At 71.3% G+C, this 18,930-nt stretch carries 19 protein-coding genes and 2 pseudogenes; 11 read left to right on the top strand and 10 right to left on the bottom strand.

Translation table 11 applies throughout. The features are described 5' to 3' along the window. The first annotated feature begins 118 nt into the window (after positions 1-118). Entirely contained in the window at positions 119-1,048 is a 930-nt protein-coding gene (locus tag ACH4U7_RS24415) for a 1-phosphofructokinase family hexose kinase (RefSeq protein ID WP_398530231.1), read from the top strand. 35 nt (positions 1,049-1,083) lie between these two features. On the opposite strand, the gene ACH4U7_RS24410 is transcribed toward ACH4U7_RS24415, so the two are convergent. Together ACH4U7_RS24410 and cdgB are read right to left on the bottom strand one after the other, a co-directional pair. Then, on the bottom strand, positions 1,084-2,088 hold the full coding sequence (locus tag ACH4U7_RS24410; RefSeq protein WP_398529965.1) for a CBM35 domain-containing protein: 1,005 nt from the start codon (positions 2,086-2,088) through the stop codon (positions 1,084-1,086). A gap of 469 nt (positions 2,089-2,557) precedes the next feature. Next, positions 2,558-4,267 (bottom strand): diguanylate cyclase CdgB, encoded by a 1,710-nt coding sequence (cdgB, locus tag ACH4U7_RS24405; RefSeq protein WP_398529964.1) that lies wholly within the window; start codon positions 4,265-4,267, stop codon positions 2,558-2,560. A 417-nt stretch (positions 4,268-4,684) separates the two neighbouring features. Here cdgB and ACH4U7_RS24400 point away from each other — a divergent pair, with 417 nt between their 5' ends. Continuing rightward, positions 4,685-5,185: a flavin reductase family protein gene (locus ACH4U7_RS24400; RefSeq protein ID WP_089508395.1), complete on the top strand. Its 501-nt coding sequence runs from the start codon at positions 4,685-4,687 to the stop codon at positions 5,183-5,185. Between the two features lie 46 nt (positions 5,186-5,231). Next, positions 5,232-5,588, top strand: a complete 357-nt coding sequence (locus ACH4U7_RS24395; protein ID WP_398529963.1) for an arsenate reductase family protein — start codon at positions 5,232-5,234, stop codon at positions 5,586-5,588. Here the strand turns inward: ACH4U7_RS24395 and ACH4U7_RS24390 are convergent. Both ACH4U7_RS24390 and arfB read right to left on the bottom strand, forming a co-directional pair. Further along, complete coding sequence (locus ACH4U7_RS24390) at positions 5,585-6,778, bottom strand: serine hydrolase domain-containing protein (RefSeq protein WP_398529962.1); 1,194 nt, start codon at positions 6,776-6,778, stop codon at positions 5,585-5,587. The two genes, ACH4U7_RS24395 and ACH4U7_RS24390, sit on opposite strands and share 4 nt — an antisense overlap. A gap of 158 nt (positions 6,779-6,936) precedes the next feature. Further along, positions 6,937-7,365, bottom strand: coding sequence for an alternative ribosome rescue aminoacyl-tRNA hydrolase ArfB (arfB, locus tag ACH4U7_RS24385; protein WP_089508398.1), 429 nt, complete (start codon positions 7,363-7,365; stop codon positions 6,937-6,939). 201 nt (positions 7,366-7,566) lie between these two features. Here arfB and ACH4U7_RS24380 point away from each other — a divergent pair, with 201 nt between their 5' ends. After that, a complete protein-coding gene (locus tag ACH4U7_RS24380) occupies positions 7,567-8,142 on the top strand; it encodes a TerD family protein (RefSeq protein WP_398529961.1) in 576 nt (191 codons plus the stop codon). Positions 8,143-8,656: 514 nt separating this feature from the next. Here ACH4U7_RS24380 and ACH4U7_RS24375 read toward each other — a convergent pair. The 3 genes and pseudogenes from ACH4U7_RS24375 to ACH4U7_RS24365 form a co-directional block, all read right to left on the bottom strand. After that, positions 8,657-9,322, bottom strand: a complete 666-nt coding sequence (locus tag ACH4U7_RS24375; RefSeq protein WP_398530230.1) for an SDR family NAD(P)-dependent oxidoreductase — start codon at positions 9,320-9,322, stop codon at positions 8,657-8,659. Between the two features lie 390 nt (positions 9,323-9,712). Continuing rightward, a pseudogene (locus ACH4U7_RS24370) lies at positions 9,713-9,868 on the bottom strand (SDR family NAD(P)-dependent oxidoreductase); the annotation flags it as partial. Continuing rightward, entirely contained in the window at positions 9,865-10,587 is a 723-nt protein-coding gene (locus ACH4U7_RS24365) for an SDR family oxidoreductase (protein ID WP_398529960.1), read from the bottom strand. The pseudogene ACH4U7_RS24370 and the gene ACH4U7_RS24365, both read right to left, overlap by 4 nt. Before the next feature lie 85 nt (positions 10,588-10,672). Here ACH4U7_RS24365 and ACH4U7_RS24360 point away from each other — a divergent pair, with 85 nt between their 5' ends. Further along, on the top strand, positions 10,673-11,302 hold the full coding sequence (locus ACH4U7_RS24360) for a TetR/AcrR family transcriptional regulator (protein WP_398529959.1): 630 nt from the start codon (positions 10,673-10,675) through the stop codon (positions 11,300-11,302). A gap of 127 nt (positions 11,303-11,429) precedes the next feature. Continuing rightward, positions 11,430-11,653: pseudogene (locus ACH4U7_RS24355) on the top strand (NUDIX hydrolase); the annotation flags it as partial. Positions 11,654-11,685: 32 nt separating this feature from the next. On the opposite strand, the gene ACH4U7_RS24350 reads toward ACH4U7_RS24355, so the two are convergent. After that, positions 11,686-12,522 (bottom strand): SDR family oxidoreductase, encoded by an 837-nt coding sequence (locus ACH4U7_RS24350; protein ID WP_398529958.1) that lies wholly within the window; start codon positions 12,520-12,522, stop codon positions 11,686-11,688. Positions 12,523-12,672: 150 nt separating this feature from the next. On the opposite strand from ACH4U7_RS24350, the gene ACH4U7_RS24345 reads away from it, so the two are divergent. Then, positions 12,673-13,590, top strand: coding sequence for a helix-turn-helix transcriptional regulator (locus ACH4U7_RS24345; protein ID WP_398529957.1), 918 nt, complete (start codon positions 12,673-12,675; stop codon positions 13,588-13,590). A 59-nt stretch (positions 13,591-13,649) separates the two neighbouring features. On the opposite strand, the gene ACH4U7_RS24340 is transcribed toward ACH4U7_RS24345, so the two are convergent. Beyond that, positions 13,650-13,823 (bottom strand): hypothetical protein, encoded by a 174-nt coding sequence (locus ACH4U7_RS24340; RefSeq protein WP_398529956.1) that lies wholly within the window; start codon positions 13,821-13,823, stop codon positions 13,650-13,652. 99 nt (positions 13,824-13,922) lie between these two features. Between ACH4U7_RS24340 and ACH4U7_RS24335 the strand changes: the two genes are divergently transcribed. The 4 genes from ACH4U7_RS24335 (at position 13,923) to ACH4U7_RS24320 (ending at position 18,152) form a co-directional block, all read left to right on the top strand. Continuing rightward, complete coding sequence (locus ACH4U7_RS24335; protein WP_398529955.1) at positions 13,923-15,536, top strand: M4 family metallopeptidase; 1,614 nt, start codon at positions 13,923-13,925, stop codon at positions 15,534-15,536. A gap of 183 nt (positions 15,537-15,719) precedes the next feature. After that, positions 15,720-16,805 (top strand): S-(hydroxymethyl)mycothiol dehydrogenase, encoded by a 1,086-nt coding sequence (locus ACH4U7_RS24330; protein WP_089508405.1) that lies wholly within the window; start codon positions 15,720-15,722, stop codon positions 16,803-16,805. Then, on the top strand, positions 16,805-17,443 hold the full coding sequence (locus ACH4U7_RS24325) for an MBL fold metallo-hydrolase (protein WP_398529954.1): 639 nt from the start codon (positions 16,805-16,807) through the stop codon (positions 17,441-17,443). Before ACH4U7_RS24330 ends, ACH4U7_RS24325 begins: the two co-directional genes overlap by 1 nt. 211 nt (positions 17,444-17,654) lie before the next feature. Continuing rightward, positions 17,655-18,152: a hypothetical protein gene (locus ACH4U7_RS24320; RefSeq protein WP_398529953.1), complete on the top strand. Its 498-nt coding sequence runs from the start codon at positions 17,655-17,657 to the stop codon at positions 18,150-18,152. On the opposite strand, the gene ACH4U7_RS24315 is transcribed toward ACH4U7_RS24320, so the two are convergent. Then, positions 18,137-18,877, bottom strand: coding sequence for a pentapeptide repeat-containing protein (locus ACH4U7_RS24315; RefSeq protein ID WP_398529952.1), 741 nt, complete (start codon positions 18,875-18,877; stop codon positions 18,137-18,139). The genes ACH4U7_RS24320 and ACH4U7_RS24315 overlap by 16 nt on opposite strands. Positions 18,878-18,930: the final 53 nt, after the last annotated feature.

The raw sequence follows: 18,930 nt of genomic DNA, 5'->3' as shown, positions 1-18,930 counted from the left end.
CCGCACACACACGGCATTCACAGGCGCACATCCGGTGGCACACTCGGCGCGCACCTGTGGGGCGGTGCCGAGGACCGGGCCGGGGGACGGGCCGGGGATGGACGAAGGGGATGCCAGGGTGATCCTGACGGTCACGCTCAACACCGCCCTGGACATCACCTACCAGGTGCCGCGCCTGCGCGCCCACACCACCCACCGCGTCACCGAGGTCACCGAACGGCCCGGCGGCAAGGGCCTCAACGTCGCCCGGGTGCTGGCCGCCCTCGGCCACCGCACCGTCGTCACGGGCTTCGCCGGGGGCGTGACCGGAACGGTCCTGCGGGAACGGCTCGCCGAACTCGGCGGCGGGGTGATGGACGCCCTGGTGCCGATCGCCGGTACGACCCGGCGCACCGTCGGCGTCGTCGACGCCGGCTCGGGCGACTCCACCCAGCTCAACGAGCCCGGCCCGGTCGTTACCACGCCCGAGTGGTCCGCGTTCCTTGGCTCGTACGCCGAGCTGCTGCGCGAGGCGTCCGCGGTCGCGCTGTGCGGCAGTCTGCCGCCCGGCGTCCCCGTGGGGACGTACGCGCGGCTCATCCGGGAGGCGAGCGCGGCGGGCGTGCCCACGCTGCTGGACACCAGCGGCGAACCGCTGCGCCGCGGCATCGCCGCCCGCCCCGACATCGTCAAGCCCAACGCCGATGAACTCGCCGGGCTCACCGGCTCCACCGAGCCGCTGCGCGCCGCGCGCGACGCCCGGCGGCGCGGGGCGCGCGCCGTGGCCGCCTCGCTCGGCGCGGACGGCATGCTCGCGGTCACCCCCGAGGGCACCTGGCGGGCCGCCCCGCCGCGCCGCCTGGTGGGCAATCCGACGGGGGCGGGCGACTCCGCGGTGGCCGGGCTGCTGTCGGGCCTGGTCGAGGGCGTCCCGTGGCCGGATCGGCTGGCGCGTGCGGTGGCCCTGTCGGCGGCGGCCGTACGGGCCCCGGTGGCGGGCGAGTTCGACCGCGCCACCTACGAGGAGCTGCTGGGCCGGGTCGAGGTCACCGAAGGCCCGGCGGCCTGAGCGGCCACCGGGCCCCGCGTTGTACGGCGGCGCCGTCAGCCGTTCTTACCGGTGAGCCACAGCTGGTCGAGGATGACGTCGCACTTGTCACCGGCCTCACAGGACACCTTGACGGTGTTGGCGCCCTCGTTCAGGTTGACGAAGGACCAGGTCTCCGTCCAGCTCTTCTCCCAGTCGCCCTGCTCCACCCCCGGCACGAAGCTCTTCATGTTGATCGGCCGGGTCGACCGCTCCCCGTTGACGGTGAGCGAGAGCGACTGGTTCGTGCCAGGCACGCTGTACCTCGCGTACACCCGGTACTTGCCCGCCTTGGCGACGTCCACGTTCCAGGTCACGGACGCGCCGACGGCGTTCAGCCCGCCGACGTACTTACCGCCCTCGGCCTTGGCTCCGGGGATGTCCGTCGCGGGGGCCGCGCTGCCCTCCAGGCGCAGGCCCCACGCGTCCTCGCTGGGCAGCTCGGACGGGTCCTTGGAGGCCCCGGAGGTCTTGCTGGGCTCGGCACTCGTGGACACCGTGGGCGAGTTGGTGGGGTCGGCCTTGTCGTCCTTGTCGTCGCCGCCGTTCGTGATCATCGCGATACCGATGCCGACCACGACCACGGCGACGACGGCGATCGCGCCGATGAGCAGCCCCTTGCTGTTGGGGCCACGACCGCCGGTGCCGCGCGAGGGGGCCGCCCGGCGGGAGCCGCCCCCACCGGGCAGGTTCTCGGGGGCGGCGTAGTGGGCGTTCTGCTGCCCGTAGCCCTGCTGCTGCCCCTGGCCGCCGTACGTCTGCTGGTTCGGGATCGGCTGGGTCTGCTGCGGGTATTGCTGCTGCCCGTAGCTGCGCTCGCCGACCGCGCGGACGTGGTTGTACGAGGTGCGGGGGACCCCTGGCTGGCGCGGGCCGGCCGGGCCCGGGTATCCATAGCCACCGGCCGCGGGGGCGGAGCCCGACTGTCCCGCCTGGCCGTCCTGTCCACCGTCCGAGCGGTACAGATAGGCGAACGGGTCGTCATTCTCCGGCGTGTCCGAGCCGTTGTTGCCGGCCGTCATCCCTCTCGTCACTCCCCTGTGCATATGGCCAACGGCGCTCAGGTGCGGAGGCGCCATGACAGCTCATATCAGGGCCGGGAAGGCCGCAACAGGGCATGCACTGTCCGGATGGCCAATATTCATGATCGATTCACCCTCGGCGGCAGTACCGCATTCGGAGCAGCCTACCGTGCCGAGGGCGGCGCCATTCCGCGAACGCTTAGACCGTCCAGCAGTAGGGCCCGCGGCGTCGCGTGCCGATGGGCGGCTCCCCGTAGCTCCGCACGGGAGGTGCCCCCAGCCGCACCCCGCTCGTCGCACGCAGGGGGCACCTCCCAGCGGTAGCTGGAGGAGCCTCCCCCGTAGCTTCGCACGGGAGGTGCCCCCTGCGCTCTCCTCACGGGGCACGCCCATGCTTGCCCCTCGACCCTCCCCCCAGGCCCTGGCGGGTGCCCCCTCCTTCACCCGCGCTCCCCACTGCCGGACGGTCTTATCCGGCGCGGCGGCGGTCCTTGGCGCGCGACCGCTTCTCGATATACATCCGCTGGTCAGCCGATTGCAGCACTTCCTCGGCCGTCATCCCACAACTGGCCCAGCCGATACCGAAGCTGCCCCCGACCCGGACGGCCCGGCCGTCGACCCGGATCGGCGGGGTGATCGCGTTGCGCAGCCGGACGGCCAGGTCCTTGGCGTCGGCCCGGCCGAGGCCGTCCGCGAGGACCACGAACTCGTCGCCGCCGAGCCGGGCAACGGTGTCCCCCTCCCGCACCCCGGCGGCCAGCCGGCGGGCGACCTCGATGAGGACGGCGTCGCCCGCGTGGTGGCCGAACCGGTCGTTGATGGACTTGAAGCCGTCCAGATCGCAGAAGAGAACGGCCAGCCCCTTGTGGCCGTCGTCGATGTCGTGGTCCTCCCGCGGCGCGATGGCGTGCACATGGGGCTCGTACGGGATGGAGCCGCCCGGCCGGTCGAACGCGCCCGGCCCGCCGAAGACCCCCGGCTCATCGAAGACGCCCGGCCCCTCGAACTCGTCGTAGCCCCGGAAGAGCCCGCCCGCCCCGGCGGCATCGGCCCCGAACCCGGGCTCCCCGCGCCCGGACTCCCCCGAGCGCCGCGGGTTGTCGCACAGCCTGCTGCCGAGGCGGGCACGCAGCTCGGCGCTGTTGGGCAGGCCGGTCAGCGAGTCATGGCTGGCACGGTGGGCCAGTTGCAGCTCGTTCTGTTTGCGCTCCTCGATGTCCTCGACGTGGGTGAGGAGAAAGCGCGGGCCGTCGGCCGCGTCGGCGACCACGGAGTTGCGCAGGCTCACCCAGACATAGCTGCCGTCCCGACGGGCCAGCCGCAGCTCGGAGCGGCCGCCCTCGGCGGAGGTGCGCAGCAGGGTGCCGATGTCCTCGCGGTGCACGAGGTCGGAGAAGGAGGAGCGGCGCAGGGCGGAGGCCGGGCGGCCCAGCAGCCGGCACAGCGCGTCATTGGCGCGCAGCAGCCGCCCGCGCTGATCGCCGCCCATCTCGGCGATGGCCATGCCGCTCGGCGCGTACTCGAAGGCCTGCCGGAAGCTCTCCTCGCTGGCACGCAGGGCCTGCTGTTCGCGCTCCAGGCGCAGCAGCGCGCGCTGCATATTGGCGCGCAGACGGGCGTTGCCGATCGCGGTCGCGGCATGAAAGGCGTACATCTGCAGGGCCTCGCGCCCCCATGCGCCGGGGCGGCGGCCGTTCCTCGGCCGGTCGACAGATATGACGCCGATCAGCTCGCCGCCCGAGCCGCCTGCCGAGTACATCGGGGCGAACAGGCGGTCCATGGGATGCCATCCGTCGGGAAAGCCGGGCGCGGGCCCCGGGGTGTGCCACTGCGGCACGTCGTCGTCATCGAGCACCCACCCCTCGCTGTACGGGACGAAGTGCAGAGCGCCCCAGCGGTCACCCATGGACAGCCGGCGGTCCCAGGCGTCACGCGAGCCGACCCGTCCCGCCATCAGGGCCTCGGCCCCGGGGTCGCCCCCGACGGCCGCGACGACCAGATCGCCGTCCGGGCGGACGAGATTGACGGCCGAGAATTCGTAGCCGAGCCCGGCGATCACCCCGTCGGCGACGGTCTGCACGGTGTCGGCGAAGCTGCGGGCGGTGTTCAGATCGGCGATCACCTGGTGCAACAGCCGCAGGGTCGCAAGGCGGATGTACGGCTCCGACTCGGTCTCCATCGCTCGCTACTCCCCCGAGACCTCGACAGCAACTCCTGGCTTCTTGTCGTCCTTCTACTCGTCCGACTTGTCGTCCGATTGCCATGGCCACTGAATCACAGCGAGCTGCTCACTCGGTACACAGGGTCAACAATTACTATCTGGTGTGACTGATGTCACAGACTGTATTCAAGCCTTGGAGACAGGCGTGGGAGCGCTCCTGATTTTTGTGAATGCAAATCCCGAAACGCCGTTCAGCCACTCATCCGAAGGCCGCGCACTGCCGCCCCCGGCGTACCGCGAATACGGCCCGCGACCTAGGACCGGCCTGGTCCCGGGGCCCGATGCGGGGCTCACCCGGCCCGCGTTAGCGTTCATTACGTGCCGCACCCATCGAGTTCCGCCGCCGCGCAGCCCGTCATCCCCCATGCTGGTGGGGTGAGTGAGGACGAGTTCCGTGCTGCCCTGTCCCGACTCTCCGCGGGCGTGGTATTGGTGACCGCCCACGACCCGGACGAAGGGCCGCGCGGCGAGGACGTCGGCATGACGGCCACCTCGTTTATGTCGGTGTCACTTGACCCGCCGCTCGTGATGGTGAGCGTTCGCAACGGCTCGCGGATGGACGACCTACTGGCCCGACAGCCCCTCTGGGCGGTATCGGTCCTGTCGGAAAGCCAGCGCCATATAGCGGGGCGATTCGCCATGAAAGGCCGCATCAGCGACAGGCTGCTGTTCGAGGACATCCCCTACAGACGCGGCGACGCCACGGGCGCACCCCTCGTCGGCGGAGCGCTCGCGGTCGTCGAGAGCCGCACCGAACAGCGAGTGACGGCGGGCGACCACACGCTGGTGGTGGGCCGAGTGCTGTCGGCGGGCACCCCGAGCGCGGACGGCGGCCCGCTGATGTACTTCCGGAGCCGCTACCGCACGCTGGGGTGACGCCCCCACTGGGGACAACCCCTCCTGCTCGGATAGCGTCCGAGCCATGGAAATCTGGATCAACCCGGCCTGCTCCAAATGCCGCTCCGCGCTGACCCTGCTGGATGCCGAGGGCGCCGAGTACACGGTGCGCCGCTATCTGGAAGCGCCGCCGACCGCCCAGGAGATCGAGGACGTGCTGCGCCGCCTCGGCCTGGAACCCTGGGACATCACCCGCACCGGCGAATCCGTCGCGGCCGAACTGGGCCTGGCCGACTGGCCGCGCGAGGAGTCCACCCGCGCCCGGTGGATCGAGGCGCTGGCCGCCCATCCGATCCTGATCCAGCGGCCGATCATCACGGCGGACGACGGCACCACGGTGGTGGCCCGCACCCCGGACGCGGTCCGCTCCGTCCTCCCTTAACCCCTGTCCCCTGCGGCATCGCCGAAGGCGGCGTTGAGAACGGCCATGACGTAGGGGCGTTCCGAGGCGGCACCCGTGGGGTTGAGCGAGTAGACGACGCGGCGCGTCAGATCACGCGTGGCGAACATGCCCGTCGTCCAGCCGGGCTGCGATCCGGTCTTGCCCCATACGGTCACACCGTTGTCGAGCGTGACCCGCATCAGTCCGCCGATGCTGAAGCAGGCGGTTCCGTTGATGCAGTTCTCGTTGTCCGGCGCGCTGGACGCTCTGGGGACGGTGAAGGCCAGCCGCTGCTCGGCCGGTGGCAGCAGCCTGCCGCGGAACAGGGCGGTCAGAAACCTGTCCAAGTCCGCGGCAGTGGAGATCATTCCCCCTTCGGCCCAGGCCCACGGGGACTGCTCGGTCACCTCGTCCCCGCCGAGACGCGGCCGGGCGTGAGGTATGGCGATGGAGGTGTCCGAGGCAGCGGGAAGGCTGGTGTCCCGCAGCCCAAGGGGCCGGATGACGCGCCGGCCGAGCTCCTGCGCGAAGGTGTGCCCGGTCACCTTCTCGACCAGCAGGCCCACGACAAAGGTGTTGACGCCGTTGTACTGCTGGACGGAACCGGGCCGCGGCGCCGTCCCGCCGCCCTCGGCGTTCGCAAAGGCCGCGCGGACCACTTCCCGCGGCGAGACGCTCTTCAGCCACCAGCCGGGCCCGTCAGCGGGCCCGGGTATGCCCGCGGGGGCGGGCAGACCGCTGGTGTGGTCCAGAAGCTGGCGCACGGTGACCTCTTGGTACGCGTCCGGTATCAGCTCGGGCAGATACCGCCGTACGGGGGCGTCGAGGACGATCCGGCGCTCGGCGACCAGTTGGAGCACCACCGTGCTGGTGAAAGCCTTCGTGACACTGCCGATTCGGAAATGGGCACCTTGGGGCACCTCTCCCGCGTAACCGGCCCACGGCCGCCCCGAACCGCCCTGCGCCACCCTGACCAGCGCACCGGAGACCACCGGATCGGGCAGGCCCGCCAGCAGCTCCCGCATCGCAGCGGGATCGAACGGCGAGAGCCGGGCGGCAGCAGCGGCCTGCGGCGGCCGCGGAGAAGCCGCGGCGGCCGTCGAAACGGGCAGGGCGAGGCCCGCCGTGACCGCGGCCAGGGCCATGCCGATGACGGCCGAACGGCAGAAGACGGAGGGACGACGACGCATCGCTCTGCTCCCGGGGACAGCTGGAAATGAACTGTCAGCCACCCTTTCGGGTTCCCCGTGCGCCCCCATCAGTGATCACCCTGAGCGCCCCCTCGCGAATCCCCTAGGGAGCCGACCGCCACGCCCCCAAGGGGCACCTGGAAGCCACAGGGATGTCGCTAGTGCCAGTCCCGCCCGGACCGCCCACGCTTGGTGTCGCCGCGCTGCTTCTTCTCCCGCAGCCGCCGCTCGTTGATACCGCGTGGGATACGGGTCGGACGGCGCGGCTTGGGCGGCGGTGCGGTCGCCTCGGCCAGCAGCGACGCGAGCCGGACCGCCGCCGTCTCGCGGTTGCGCCACTGCGAGCGGTGCTCGGAGGCCCGTACGGTAACCACCCCACCGACCAGCCGCCCCGCCAGCCGCTCCAGCGCGCGCTGCTTCCACACCGCCGGCAGCGCCTCGGTCGCGGCCAGGTCGAAGCGCAGCTCGACCTGGCTGTCGCTGGTGTTGACGTGCTGCCCACCCGGCCCGGACGACCTCGAGAAACGCCACATGAGCTCGGCCTCCGGCAGGGAGACCGAGCCACGGATGACATAGGGCCCGGACATGCCCCCATGATCCCGCGCCACCGCGGGACCGTCACCTGCTTTTGCGCGCACCAGGACGAGGGCGAATCGCTAGGCGCTAAGGATTGGCAAAGAAGGTAAAGGAACCTGGAACCGGTGGGCGGCCGACGGCGTTGTGGAGGGTGACGGTAGCTTCGTCCGGAGTACGAAGCCCTGAGGACTCGACCACGAAAGGGACTCCCCATGGCTGTAAGCCTGTCCAAGGGCGGCAACGTCTCGCTCACCAAGGAGGCACCGGGCCTGACCGCCGTCACGGTCGGCCTCGGCTGGGACGTCCGCACCACCACCGGTACCGACTTCGACCTCGACGCGAGCGCCATCGCCGTGAACCCGAGCGGCAAGGTCTACTCGGACCAGCACTTCGTCTTCTTCAACAACAAGTCCACCCCGGACCAGTCCATCGTCCACACCGGTGACAACCTCACCGGCCAGGGCGAGGGCGACGACGAGCAGATCAACGTCAACCTCGCGGCCCTGCCCGCCGACGTCGAGAAGATCGTCTTCCCGGTCTCCATCTACGACGCGGAGTCCCGCAGCCAGAACTTCGGCCAGGTGCGGAACGCCTTCATCCGCATCCTCAACCAGGCCGGCGGCGCCGAGATCGCCCGCTACGACCTCAGCGAGGACGCGGCCACCGAGACCGCCATGGTCTTCGGCGAGCTCTACCGCAACGGCGCGGAGTGGAAGTTCCGCGCCGTCGGCCAGGGCTACGCCGCGGGCCTGTCGGGTATCGCCAAGGACTTCGGCGTCAACGTCTGACGGACGTAAAGCACAAACACTGAGGGCCGCCCTGTCAGAGGGGCGGCCCTTGGTCGTTTCGGGGGTCAGCTCGTAAGGACGCCGTCGCCTTTGAGCTTCGGACACGATCTCTACGTGCCCGCCACTGGCAAGCGGAGCCACATGGATGCGCCCCTCGACCAGTTCCGCGCACCACCCCTCGGGGGCTGCCGCGCTCAACGCCACGAAGGCATCTTCGACCGATGAGACGGTGTTCCCGTCGGTGTCCGTGTGCGGCGGAGCGGGCTCGGGAGCCGTCAGTGCCACGGTGGACCTCTTCGTACGGAGCGACACTCCCAGCCTGGGCGGGCGGCCGATGGATCAATGGGCCAGATGTCACCTATACGAGGGATGTTGAGCGTTCCCGCAGGTCAGGGGCTTCGGGTATCGCCTTTGAGCTCCTACACGACAGCGGACCAAAGGAGGGGACAGGGAAGATCAGAGCAGGGAAGACCAGGGCGAGGCCGTCGGGATGCTCGGTGCTCGGGATACTCGCTCACGTACGCCCCGGCGCCAGGGCCCGCGCGACAAGGCCCTCGGCCAACTCGCGCAGCCTCCGCCGCGCCTGCGCGTCGTACGCCTGGGCATCCGCGCGGGATTCCTCCGTGCCGTTGAAGTACCGGCCGGACGGCACGCCGCGCGAGGGTGCGCCGAGGAGGTGAAGGACCGCTTCCACGCCCTCCTCGACCGTGCTCCACGGCGAGACACCAGCCTCGCGGACCATCGTCGTGGCCATGTACGTCGCGGGGTGCAGGGCGCCGACGAAGACGGTGGCGGGGTCGAGTTCGTCCGCCAGGTCGAAGGTGAACATGATCTGGGCGAGCTTGCTCTGGGCGTACGCGCGCGAACGGTCGTAGCCGCGCTCCAGCATGACGTCGGTGAAGTCGAGCGCCTGCTGGCCCACCGAGGCGACATTGATGACGCGGGCCGGGGCGGAGCGGGTGAGCAGGGGCAGCAGGCGGCGAGTGAGGTGGTAGCCCGCAAGGTAGTTGACGGCAAACCGGAGCTCGTAGCCGTCGACGCTCTCCTGGCGGGCGGAGCCGGCCGGGCCGCCGCCGAGGCCGGCGTTGTTGATCAGGACGTCCAGCCGGTCGTAGCGGGCCAGGACCTCGTCCGCGAGCCGGTCCACCGCCCGCAAGTCGGCAAGGTCGGCGAGCAGCACCTCGGCACCACCGCCACCCGCGCCCGCCCCGGCGCCAAAGCCGGGCCTGGGGCCAAACCTGGGCTCGGACTCGGCCCCAGGCACGGACGCGAACCCGGAACCGGACGCGGACCCTGCACCAACCCCAAATCCGGCCCCGGACCCGGCCCCGGACCTCGACCCGGGCCCAAAGCCCGAGCCGGACCCGGAGCCGGAACCCAAGCCGGAGACGGAACCCAAGCCGGAGCCGGAACCAGGCCCAGAGCCGAACCCAGAGCTGAAGCCCGAGCCCGAGCCGGAGTTCGAGTCGGAGACAGAACCCGAGCGGGAGACGGAGCCGACTCCAGAGCCGGACCCAGGGCCAGAGCCCGGGCCGGGCCCGGAGTCAGCCCCGGCCGTCGCCTCGCGGATGCGCTCCTGGACCTCCTCCGCCCGCCCCGCGTCCCGCCCGTGGACCAGCACCCGCGCGCCCTCGGCGGCAAGCCGTACGGCCAACTCGCGCCCGAGCCCGTCCGTCGAGCCGGTGATCAGTACGGTCCGGCCCGCGACTGCGGGACGGACCGTCACAGCGCTGCCGCGTTGAGCCGCAGACCGCCGTCGACCGACAGCACCGTGCCCGTGGTGTAGCTGTTGCCGATCAGATAGCCGATGGCGTCGGCGATGTCCTCCGCCGCGCCCACGCGCCCGGCCGGGGTGACCTTGGCGTAGCTGTCGAAGGCCTGCTGCCGCGCCTCGGCGGGCATCCAGTCCCACCACGGGGTGGCGATAACACCCGGGGACACGGCGTTGACCCGGACCGGCGCGAGCTCCACGGCCAGCACCGGAACCATCGCCTCGACGGCGGCGTTGACCGCCGCCAGCCCCGCCGTACCGGGCAGCGATGCGCCAGACGACCCCGCGGTGATGAAGGTCAGCGAGCCTTCGGGGGCGAGCACATCGAGCGCCGCCTGCGCGGCGACCGTCTGGGCGACGAGCTTGCCCTCGACCGCGGTGCGCAGTGCGTCGACCGTCAGGTCCTTGAAGGGGCCGCCCGCCGAGGCGCCGGTGGCGGTGATCACGACATGGTCGACCTTGCCGAGGCCGGCGAAAAAGGCGCGCATCGCCGTCTCGTCGCACGCGTCGACGGACTGGCCGGTGGCGGCCCCGCCCAACTTCTCCAGGGCGGCAGCCAGGCGGTCCGCGTCCCGCCCGGTGATCACGACCTCGCGGCCCGCGGCCAACTGCCGCTCGGCCGCGGCCAGCCCGATGCCCGATGTGCCGCCGATGATCACGATTCGTTCTGTCATTGCCTACTGCTCCTCAAGGCCATTTACGAGGCATGGTGACTCGTTAAATTTAATTCGAGGCACGGTGTCTTGTAAAGTGCGTTCCATGACAGGCACCCCGGCGCGTGGCAGACCGCGCAGTGAGCAGGCGCGGCGGGCCGTCCTGGCCGCGGCGCTGGAGCTGTGCCAGCGCGACGGCTTCCAGCCGCTGACCATCAAGGGCATCGCCGAGGCCGCCGGGGTCGGGCGGCAGACGGTCTACCGCTGGTGGCCGACGAAGGAGGCCGTACTCCTGGAGGCGTTGCGCGATCTGACGGAGCGCGAGGCCCCGACGCTCCTGCCCGACACCGGCGATCCGCTGCGCGATCTGGAGACGTTTCTCGTCGGCGCGTACACCATGACCGCGCGGCTGACCGGCCAGGCCGTCGCCGGACTGATGGCCGAGGCCCAGCGCGACCCCGAACTCGCCGACCGGCTACAGGCCGGCCTGCTCGCGGAGCGCCGCCGGGCGCTGCGCGAAGTGCTGGAGCGGGCGGTACGGCAGGGGAAGCTGAGCGAACACGCGGCCTCGCTCGACCTCGCGGTCGACCTCGCCTTCGGGGTGATGTGGTACCGGCTGATGAGCCGACACGCACCCGTAAACGCCGAGCTGGCCCACGAGGTGTCGGCCGCGCTACGCCGACTGCTCGCCTCGCCGGGCGAGGGCGCGTCGGCGGGCGAGGTCGGCGCCGGGTAGAGCGCCCGGCGGCGAAGGCCGACGCGGGGTAACCCTCGCCGGGCGAAACCGGCGCCGGTACAGCCCCGCTGAGCAGAGCGAAGCCAGTGCCACCGGGCCGCGGGGCCGCGGGGCCCTGGACTCGGTCGGCAGGGTCGAGCACGGGGAGGATCCGTTCGATGCGGTGTCCGGGGGGTCGCCGAGGAGACCGGCTGCGCCGCGGTGGTCGATCGCCTGCTGGGCGTGGACTCGAGGGTGATCCCCGCGGCCGTCGCACGGGTGGGAGTCGAGCACCAGAATGTCGGCATCTTCTACCGGGTCCGCCTGCGCCGTTCATCGCTGGTCGACCTCGGCCTCGCGCTGGCACAGAGCTTCATCCGGCGCAGGGGCAAGGGCGGCCGAGGTCATGCCTGGCGCGTGGGCAGCACGATCACCTGGCGCAGGTTCACATGGGCCGGGCGGCTGGTGACGTACGCGATCAGGTCGGCGATGTCCTCGGAGGAGAGCCCCCCGAGGGCGGTGAACATGTCGTCCAGCTGGCTGGTCGCCGTCGCGTTGTCGACGTGGCTGCCGAGTTCGCTCTCGGTCAGCCCCGGCTCGATGTTGGTGACGCGCACATTCCGCGGGCCGAATTCGGTGCGCAGCGACGCCGACAGCTGGGTGAGCGCGGCCTTCGTCGCCGAGTACACCGCATAGGTGGGGAACGGCACATGCGCCCCGATGGAGGAGATGTTGACGAGGTCGGCCGGCCTGCCGTCCGCCGCCGCGGCGAGCAGGTCCTGGGTGAAGGCGCCCACGACGCGCAGCGCTCCGGTGAGGTTGGTGTCCACCATGCGGGTCCACTCGTCGGTCCGGCCAACGTCGATCGGGTTCGGCAGCATCACCCCGGCGCCGTTGACCACCAGGTCCACCGGGCCGAAGGCGTCGTGGACCCGGGCGGCACCGGCGGCGACCGCGGCCTCGTCGGTCACGTCGACCGGGACCGCGAGGGCCTGCCCGCCCTCGGCGGCGATCTTCCCGGCCAGCTCCTCCAGCCGGTCGGCGCGCCGCGCCCACAGCGCCACCCGGGCGCCCCGCGCGGCGAGCAGCCGGGCGGTCGCCGCGCCCATACCGCTGGCGGCCCCGGTGATGACGGCCGTGCGCCCAGCGAGGTCGCCGGTGTTCGAGGCGGCCTCGCCGGTGTTCGCAGCGAGGGTGGCGGTGTTCGAGGCGGTGTTCACGGCGACGTCTGCGTGGTTCATTTCTGGTGCTCCTGAGGTGTCGTGCAGTGGTGTCGTGCCTCCCGGCACGTCCTCAAGGCTGCGGTCGCCGCGCCGCCTTACCCAGGGTGCTGCTTTTCCTGGGTCTGCCAGTACCAGGTTGGCGGCGGAGGGCTCACCTACCCTCAAGCCATGCACGACGACGGTCTCGGTGACTTCCTGCGCTCACGGCGCGCCCGTATACGCCCCGAAGAGGTGGGGCTGATCTCCCATGGGCGTCGCCGGGTGCCGGGGTTGCGCCGGGAGGAGGTGGCCCAGCTGGCCGGGGTCAGCGTGGACTACTACGTCCGGCTGGAGCAGGGCCGCGGCGCGAACGTGTCCGACGCCGTGCTCGACGCGGTCGCTCGGGTGCTGCGGCTGACCGAGGCCGAGCACGGCCATCTGCGGGATCTGGCCAGACCCAAGCAGAGCCGGGGCCGGAGCCGTGGGGCGGCGGCGCGGGAGGGCGGCGGGCGGGCGCTGCGTACGGGGGTGCGCACCCTGATGGACACCATGACGGGCACGCCTGCGTTCGTTCTCGGGCGGCGGATGGACGTCCTGGCGTGGAACGCCCTCGCGGACGCGGTGTCGGGCTTCTCCGCGATGGCCGAGGGGGAGCGCAACGCCGCCCGGCACACCTTTCTGGACCCGACGGCCCGCGAGTTCTACCCCGACTGGGCCACGGTGGCCGCGGAGACGGTGGCCTATCTGCGACTGGACGCGGGACGGCACCCGGACGACCCGCTGATGGCATCGCTGATCGGTGAACTGGCCATGAAGAACGAGACATTCCGCCGGCTCTGGGCCGATCACCCGGTCAAGGAGAAGACCCACGGGGTCAAGCGCATGCGCCATCCGGTCGTGGGCGATCTGGAGCTGGGATACGAAACGCTTGCGCTGCCTGGCGATCCGGACCAGCTCCTGGTCGCGTACACGGCGGTGCCGGGCTCGGCCGCCGCGGAGAAGCTGGCGGTGCTCGCGAGCTGGGCGGCGAGCCAGGGCGGGGCCGATTCGGCGGCCGAGGACGGCCGCGCGAAAGATGACAAGCCCTCACCTTCCAGGCGCGGTTGAGTGGCGGAAACCTGACTTGAATCGCCCCTGAAGAGACAACGCCAAGTCAAATTCTTGTTTCAGACCTGTCCGAACAGATCGTTCAATGACAATCTCTGCTCGGTCACTGTGCATGTCAGATGCACGTCAGATGACCGCGCGCCAGGTGCCGGCACCACCGAAGCAAGCACGACCAGAACAAGAACCACCGGAACAAGCACCACCGGAACAAGAACCGCCGAAGCAAGCACCACTCCTCGCACCACTCCTCGCACCACCGGGCGACCCACCCACGGCCGCCCGCACCCCCTACACAGGGCCGCGACCCCGCGGCCCCAAGGCAAGGAGACCGAGTGAGATCCATCGCTTCCGCCACCCGTAAGAAGTCTGTCCGCGCCGCGGCCCTCGTCGCCTCCGCCGCGATGGTCGTGATCGGCGTACAGAGCGGCCCGGCCAACGCCCAGGCCGAGCGCAGCCGTGAAGCCGGCGCGACGGCGCTGCCGCTCTCCGCCCAGGAGCGCGCGTCCGCGATCAAGGCCGCGCAGGCCGACGCGTCCGCCCAGGCCGAGTTCCTCGGGCTCGGGGCCCAGGAGAAGCTTCTGGTGCGGGACGTCATCAAGGACGCGGACGGCACCGTTCACACCCGTTACGAGCGTACGTACGCCGGGCTGCCGGTCCTCGGCGGCGACCTGGTCGTCCACGAGAAGGCCAGTGGCGCGCGCACCGTGACCAAGGCGACCTCGGCCACGATCTCCGTACCGAGCATCTCCGCCGAGGTGTCGTCCGCCGACGCCAAGAGCACCGCCCTCAAGGCGGCCACCACCGACGACAAGGCCGGCAAGTCGCCGCGGAAGGTCATCTGGGCAGCGTCCGGGAAGCCGGTGCTGGCCTGGGAGACCGTCGTCACGGGCATGCAGAAGGACGGCACCCCGAGCGAGCTGCACGTCATCACCGACGCCGCCACCGGGAAGAAGCTGTTCACCGACGAGGCCGTCAAGACCGGCACCGGCACCAGCAAGTACAGCGGCACGGTCACGCTCGGCACCACCAAGAGCGGCAGCACCTACAGCCTCACCGACAGCACGCGCGGCAACCACAAGACGTACGACCTGAACCAGGGCACGTCGGGCACCGGCACCCTGTTCACCGACGCCGACGACGTGTGGGGCGGCGGCCGCCAGACCGCCGGCGTGGACGCGCACTACGGCGCCGCGGAGACCTGGGACTTCTACAAGAACGTGCTGGGCCGCAACGGCATCAAGAACGACGGTGTCGGCTCGTACTCCCGGACCCACTACGGCAACAGCTACGTCAACGCCTTCTGGCAGGACTCCTGCTTCTGCATGACCTACGGCGACGGCTCGGGCAACAACAACGCGCTCACCTCGATCGACGTGGCCGGTCACGAGATGAGCCACGGCGTGACCGCGGCCACCGCCAAGCTCAACTACAGCGGCGAGTCCGGCGGCCTCAACGAGGCCACCTCCGACATCATGGCCACCGCTGTGGAGTTCTACGCGTCCAACTCCGCCGACGTCGGTGACTACCTCATCGGCGAGAAGATCGACATCAACGGCGACGGCACCCCGCTGCGCTACATGGACAAGCCCAGCAAGGACGGGGCGTCCCGGGACTACTGGTCCTCGACGCTCGGCAACATCGACGTCCACTACTCCTCCGGGCCCGCCAACCACTTCATCTACCTGCTGTCCGAGGGCAGCGGCGCCAAGGTGATCAACGGCGTCAGCTACAACAGCCCGACGTACGACGGCTCCACGGTCACCGGCATCGGCCGGGACAAGGCCATCAAGATCTGGTACAAGGCCCTGACCACGTACCTGACCTCCACGTCCAAGTACGCGCAGGCCCGCACAGCCACGCTCAGCGCGGCGACCGACCTGTACGGGGCGAGCAGCACCGAGTACAAGGCCGTCGCGGCCGCCTGGACCGCGATCAACGTGAAGTGAGCTCGAAGCATCCCGAGCACCTGAAGCACCTGAAGCACCTCACGCACCTGAAGTAGGCCCGGCGCCAGAGGAGCGCCGTGCCGGCGACGGGCCGCACCGCAACCCGGTGCGGCCCGTTCCCGTCCCCACCGCCACCGCCGTCCCCTGCTGTCTCCACCGCTGATCGGCACATACGCTGCTGCCATGACTCAACACGTACGCGGTGTCATCGCCCCGGGCAAAGGCGAGCAGGTCAGGATCGAGACGATCGTGGTGCCGGACCCCGGGCCCGGCGAGGCGGTGGTGCAGGTGCGGGCGTGCGGTGTGTGCCACACCGACCTGCACTACCGGGAGGGCGGCATCAACGACGAGTTCCCCTTCCTGCTCGGCCACGAGGCGGCCGGTGTCGTGGAGTCCGTCGGGGAGGGCGTCACCGAGGTGGCCCCCGGCGACTTCGTGATCCTCAATTGGCGTGCCGTATGCGGCCAGTGCCGGGCCTGTCTGCGCGGCCGCCCCTGGTACTGCTTCAACACCCACAACGCACGCCAGAAAATGACCCTCACCGACGGCACCGAGCTGTCCCCGGCCCTGGGCATCGGCGCCTTCGCCGAGAAGACCCTGGTGGCGGCCGGGCAGTGCACCAAGGTCGACCCGGCCGCATCGCCCGCGGCGGCGGGCCTGCTGGGCTGCGGTGTGATGGCCGGTCTCGGCGCGGCGATCAACACCGGCGCGGTGGGGCGCGGCGACTCGGTCGCCGTCATCGGCTGCGGCGGTGTCGGCGGCGCGGCGATCGCCGGGTCCCGGCTGGCCGGAGCCTCGAAGATCATCGCGGTGGACGTGGACGACCGGAAGCTGGAGATGGCGCGCACCCTGGGCGCCACCCACACCGTCAACGGCAAGACGGCCGACACCGTCGAGGCCATCCAGGAGCTGACCGGCGGCCATGGCGCCGATGTCGTGATCGACGCGGTCGGCCGGCCCGAGACCTACCGCCAGGCCTTCTACGCCCGCGACCTGGCCGGCACCGTGGTGCTGGTCGGCGTGCCCACCCCGGAGATGAAGCTGGAGCTGCCGCTCCTGGACGTCTTCGGGCGCGGCGGTGCGCTCAAGTCCTCCTGGTACGGGGACTGCCTGCCCTCCCGCGACTTCCCGATGCTGATCGACCTGTATCTGCAGGGGCGGCTCGACCTCGACGCGTTCGTCAGCGAGACGATCGGTCTTGACGATGTCGAGGAGGCGTTCGCGAAGATGCACCGCGGCGAGGTGCTGCGCTCGGTGGTGACGCTCTGATGACTCCCCCGCCCGTGCGCATCGACCGGCTGGTCACCTCCGGCACCTTCTCCCTGGACGGCGGCACCTGGGAGGTGGACAACAACGTCTGGCTGATCGGCGACGACAACGAGGTGTACGTCATCGACGCCGCCCATGACGCGGACGCGATCATCGAGGCGATCGGCGGCCGGCGGCTGCTCGGCATCCTGTGCACCCACGGCCACGACGACCACATCGACGCGGCCCCGGAGGTCGCCGACCGCACCGGCGCGCCGATCCTGCTGCACCCGGACGACGAGGTGCTGTGGAATATGCGCCACCCCGACCGCAAGCCGGACGGGGCGCTGGCCGACGGCGATGTGCTCACCGTCGGCGGCACCGAGCTGCGGGTGCTGCACACCCCCGGCCACTCCCCGGGCGCGGTCTGCCTCCACGCCCCCACGCTGACCACGGTCTTCTCCGGGGACACGCTCTTCCAGGGCGGCCCCGGGGCGACCGGCCGCTCGTACTCGTCCTTCCCGACGATCATCGAGTCCATCCGGGAGCGGCTGCTGTCGCTGCCGGCGGAGACCGTCGTACGCACCGGCCACGGCGACCCGACCACCATCGGCGACGAGGCCCCGCATCTGGAGGAGTGGATCGCCCGCGGTCACTGAGGGCGTTCCGGGCCGGCCGACATGGGGCCCGTCGGCCCGCGTCGGCCCTCGTCGGGCTGCACCGTTCGCGCCGACCCGAATCGGCCCTCGTCAGCCCACGCCGGGCCGCGTCGGGCCGCACCGTCCGCGCCGGTCCGCATCGGCCCGTGCCGTCCCGCCCGGCGGGACCGCGCGGGCCGGCGGGCGGGACCGCCGTGACACCATCGGCCGTGTGATCGACCTCGGCTACTCCCTCTCCCGCCGCTTCCCCGACCCCCCGCAGACGGACTACCGCACCGCGGATGTGCACACCCTGCGCCACGACCTGTTCTGCGGCGATGTCTACCTCGCCGATACGGAAGCGGACCGCGAACTGTCCACAGCCTGGGGATGGGTGCCCGTGCTCGACTTCGCCTGGGCGCTGTGCGACATCGTGGAACGGCTCGACCGCGACCCGCTCGGCAGCCGCTCCGCGCGCTCCGTCCACGCCGAGCTGGACTTCACCGAGTCGACCGACCGGCTGCTCTTCGAACGGCGCTTCGGCTGGGTGGACATCACGGCCGACTGGGTGGAGGCCGAGGACGCGCCGCTCACCTTCAACCACACCGCGCTGCGCCGGGAGGCCCGCGACTTTCTGCACGATCTGATCGCGGACCTCACCGATATGCACGAGGGGCTGGCCGACAACCCGGCGGTGTGGGAGCTACAGGCCCGCTACCCCCGCATCTGATCCCCGGCCCGGACCGCCTCCTCCACCCGGATGCCCAGCCGGGCCGCGAGCGCCGGAGCCAGGTCGAGCAGCTGCGGCGGGCTGATCACCGCGCCCGCCAGATGCTCCATACCCCGCGCGATGTCCAGCTCCGTGACCGCGCGCAGATCGACGTCCGTCATCCGCGCCTGGGTGAAGTCCGCCCCGCGCAGCGCACAGTCCACGAACTCGACCCGCTCCAGCACCGCCCCGCCGAAGTCCGCCTCCGCCAGCACACACCCCTCGAAGACGACGTCCGTGAGCCGCGCCGTCCGCAGATTCAGATAGTCGATCTTCCCGCCGCGGACCAGCACCCGCTCCAGCACCGCCCCGTGCAGCTGGACCCCGCCCAGCCGGGCGTCCACCAGCTCCACATCCCGCAGCCGCGCCTCCGAGACATCGGCGCCCACGCCCCGCACGCCCTCCAGCACACAGTCGAGAAACCTGGCCCGGGACAGCCGGGCCTCGTCGAATGCGCAGCGGCGGAACCCGCAGTCCAGGAAGCGCGCGCCGCCCGCCCGCTGCCCGGCGAAGTCCAGGTCGGCGAAGTCCAACCCGTCGTAGTCCCCCTCCGGCTCCAGCTCCCCGCCCTCGTAAGGCCGCAGCTCGGGCAGCACCACCTCCGGCCGCCGCGCCGCCCGCACCGCGCCCGCCGCACCGCTCCTGCCGCGCCCCGCCATACCCGCTCCGTCCCGTCCGCTCGCCATGCCATGACCCGCCCTCCATCGTGAGCCACGCCACTGACAACGGCCCGATGTCA

The organism is Streptomyces sp. NPDC020845, assembly GCF_044334165.1.
Taxonomy (GTDB): Bacteria; Actinomycetota; Actinomycetes; order Streptomycetales; family Streptomycetaceae; genus Streptomyces.
Note: the sequence above shows the minus strand (reverse complement) of the source record. Positions and strands in the feature narration are given on the sequence as shown.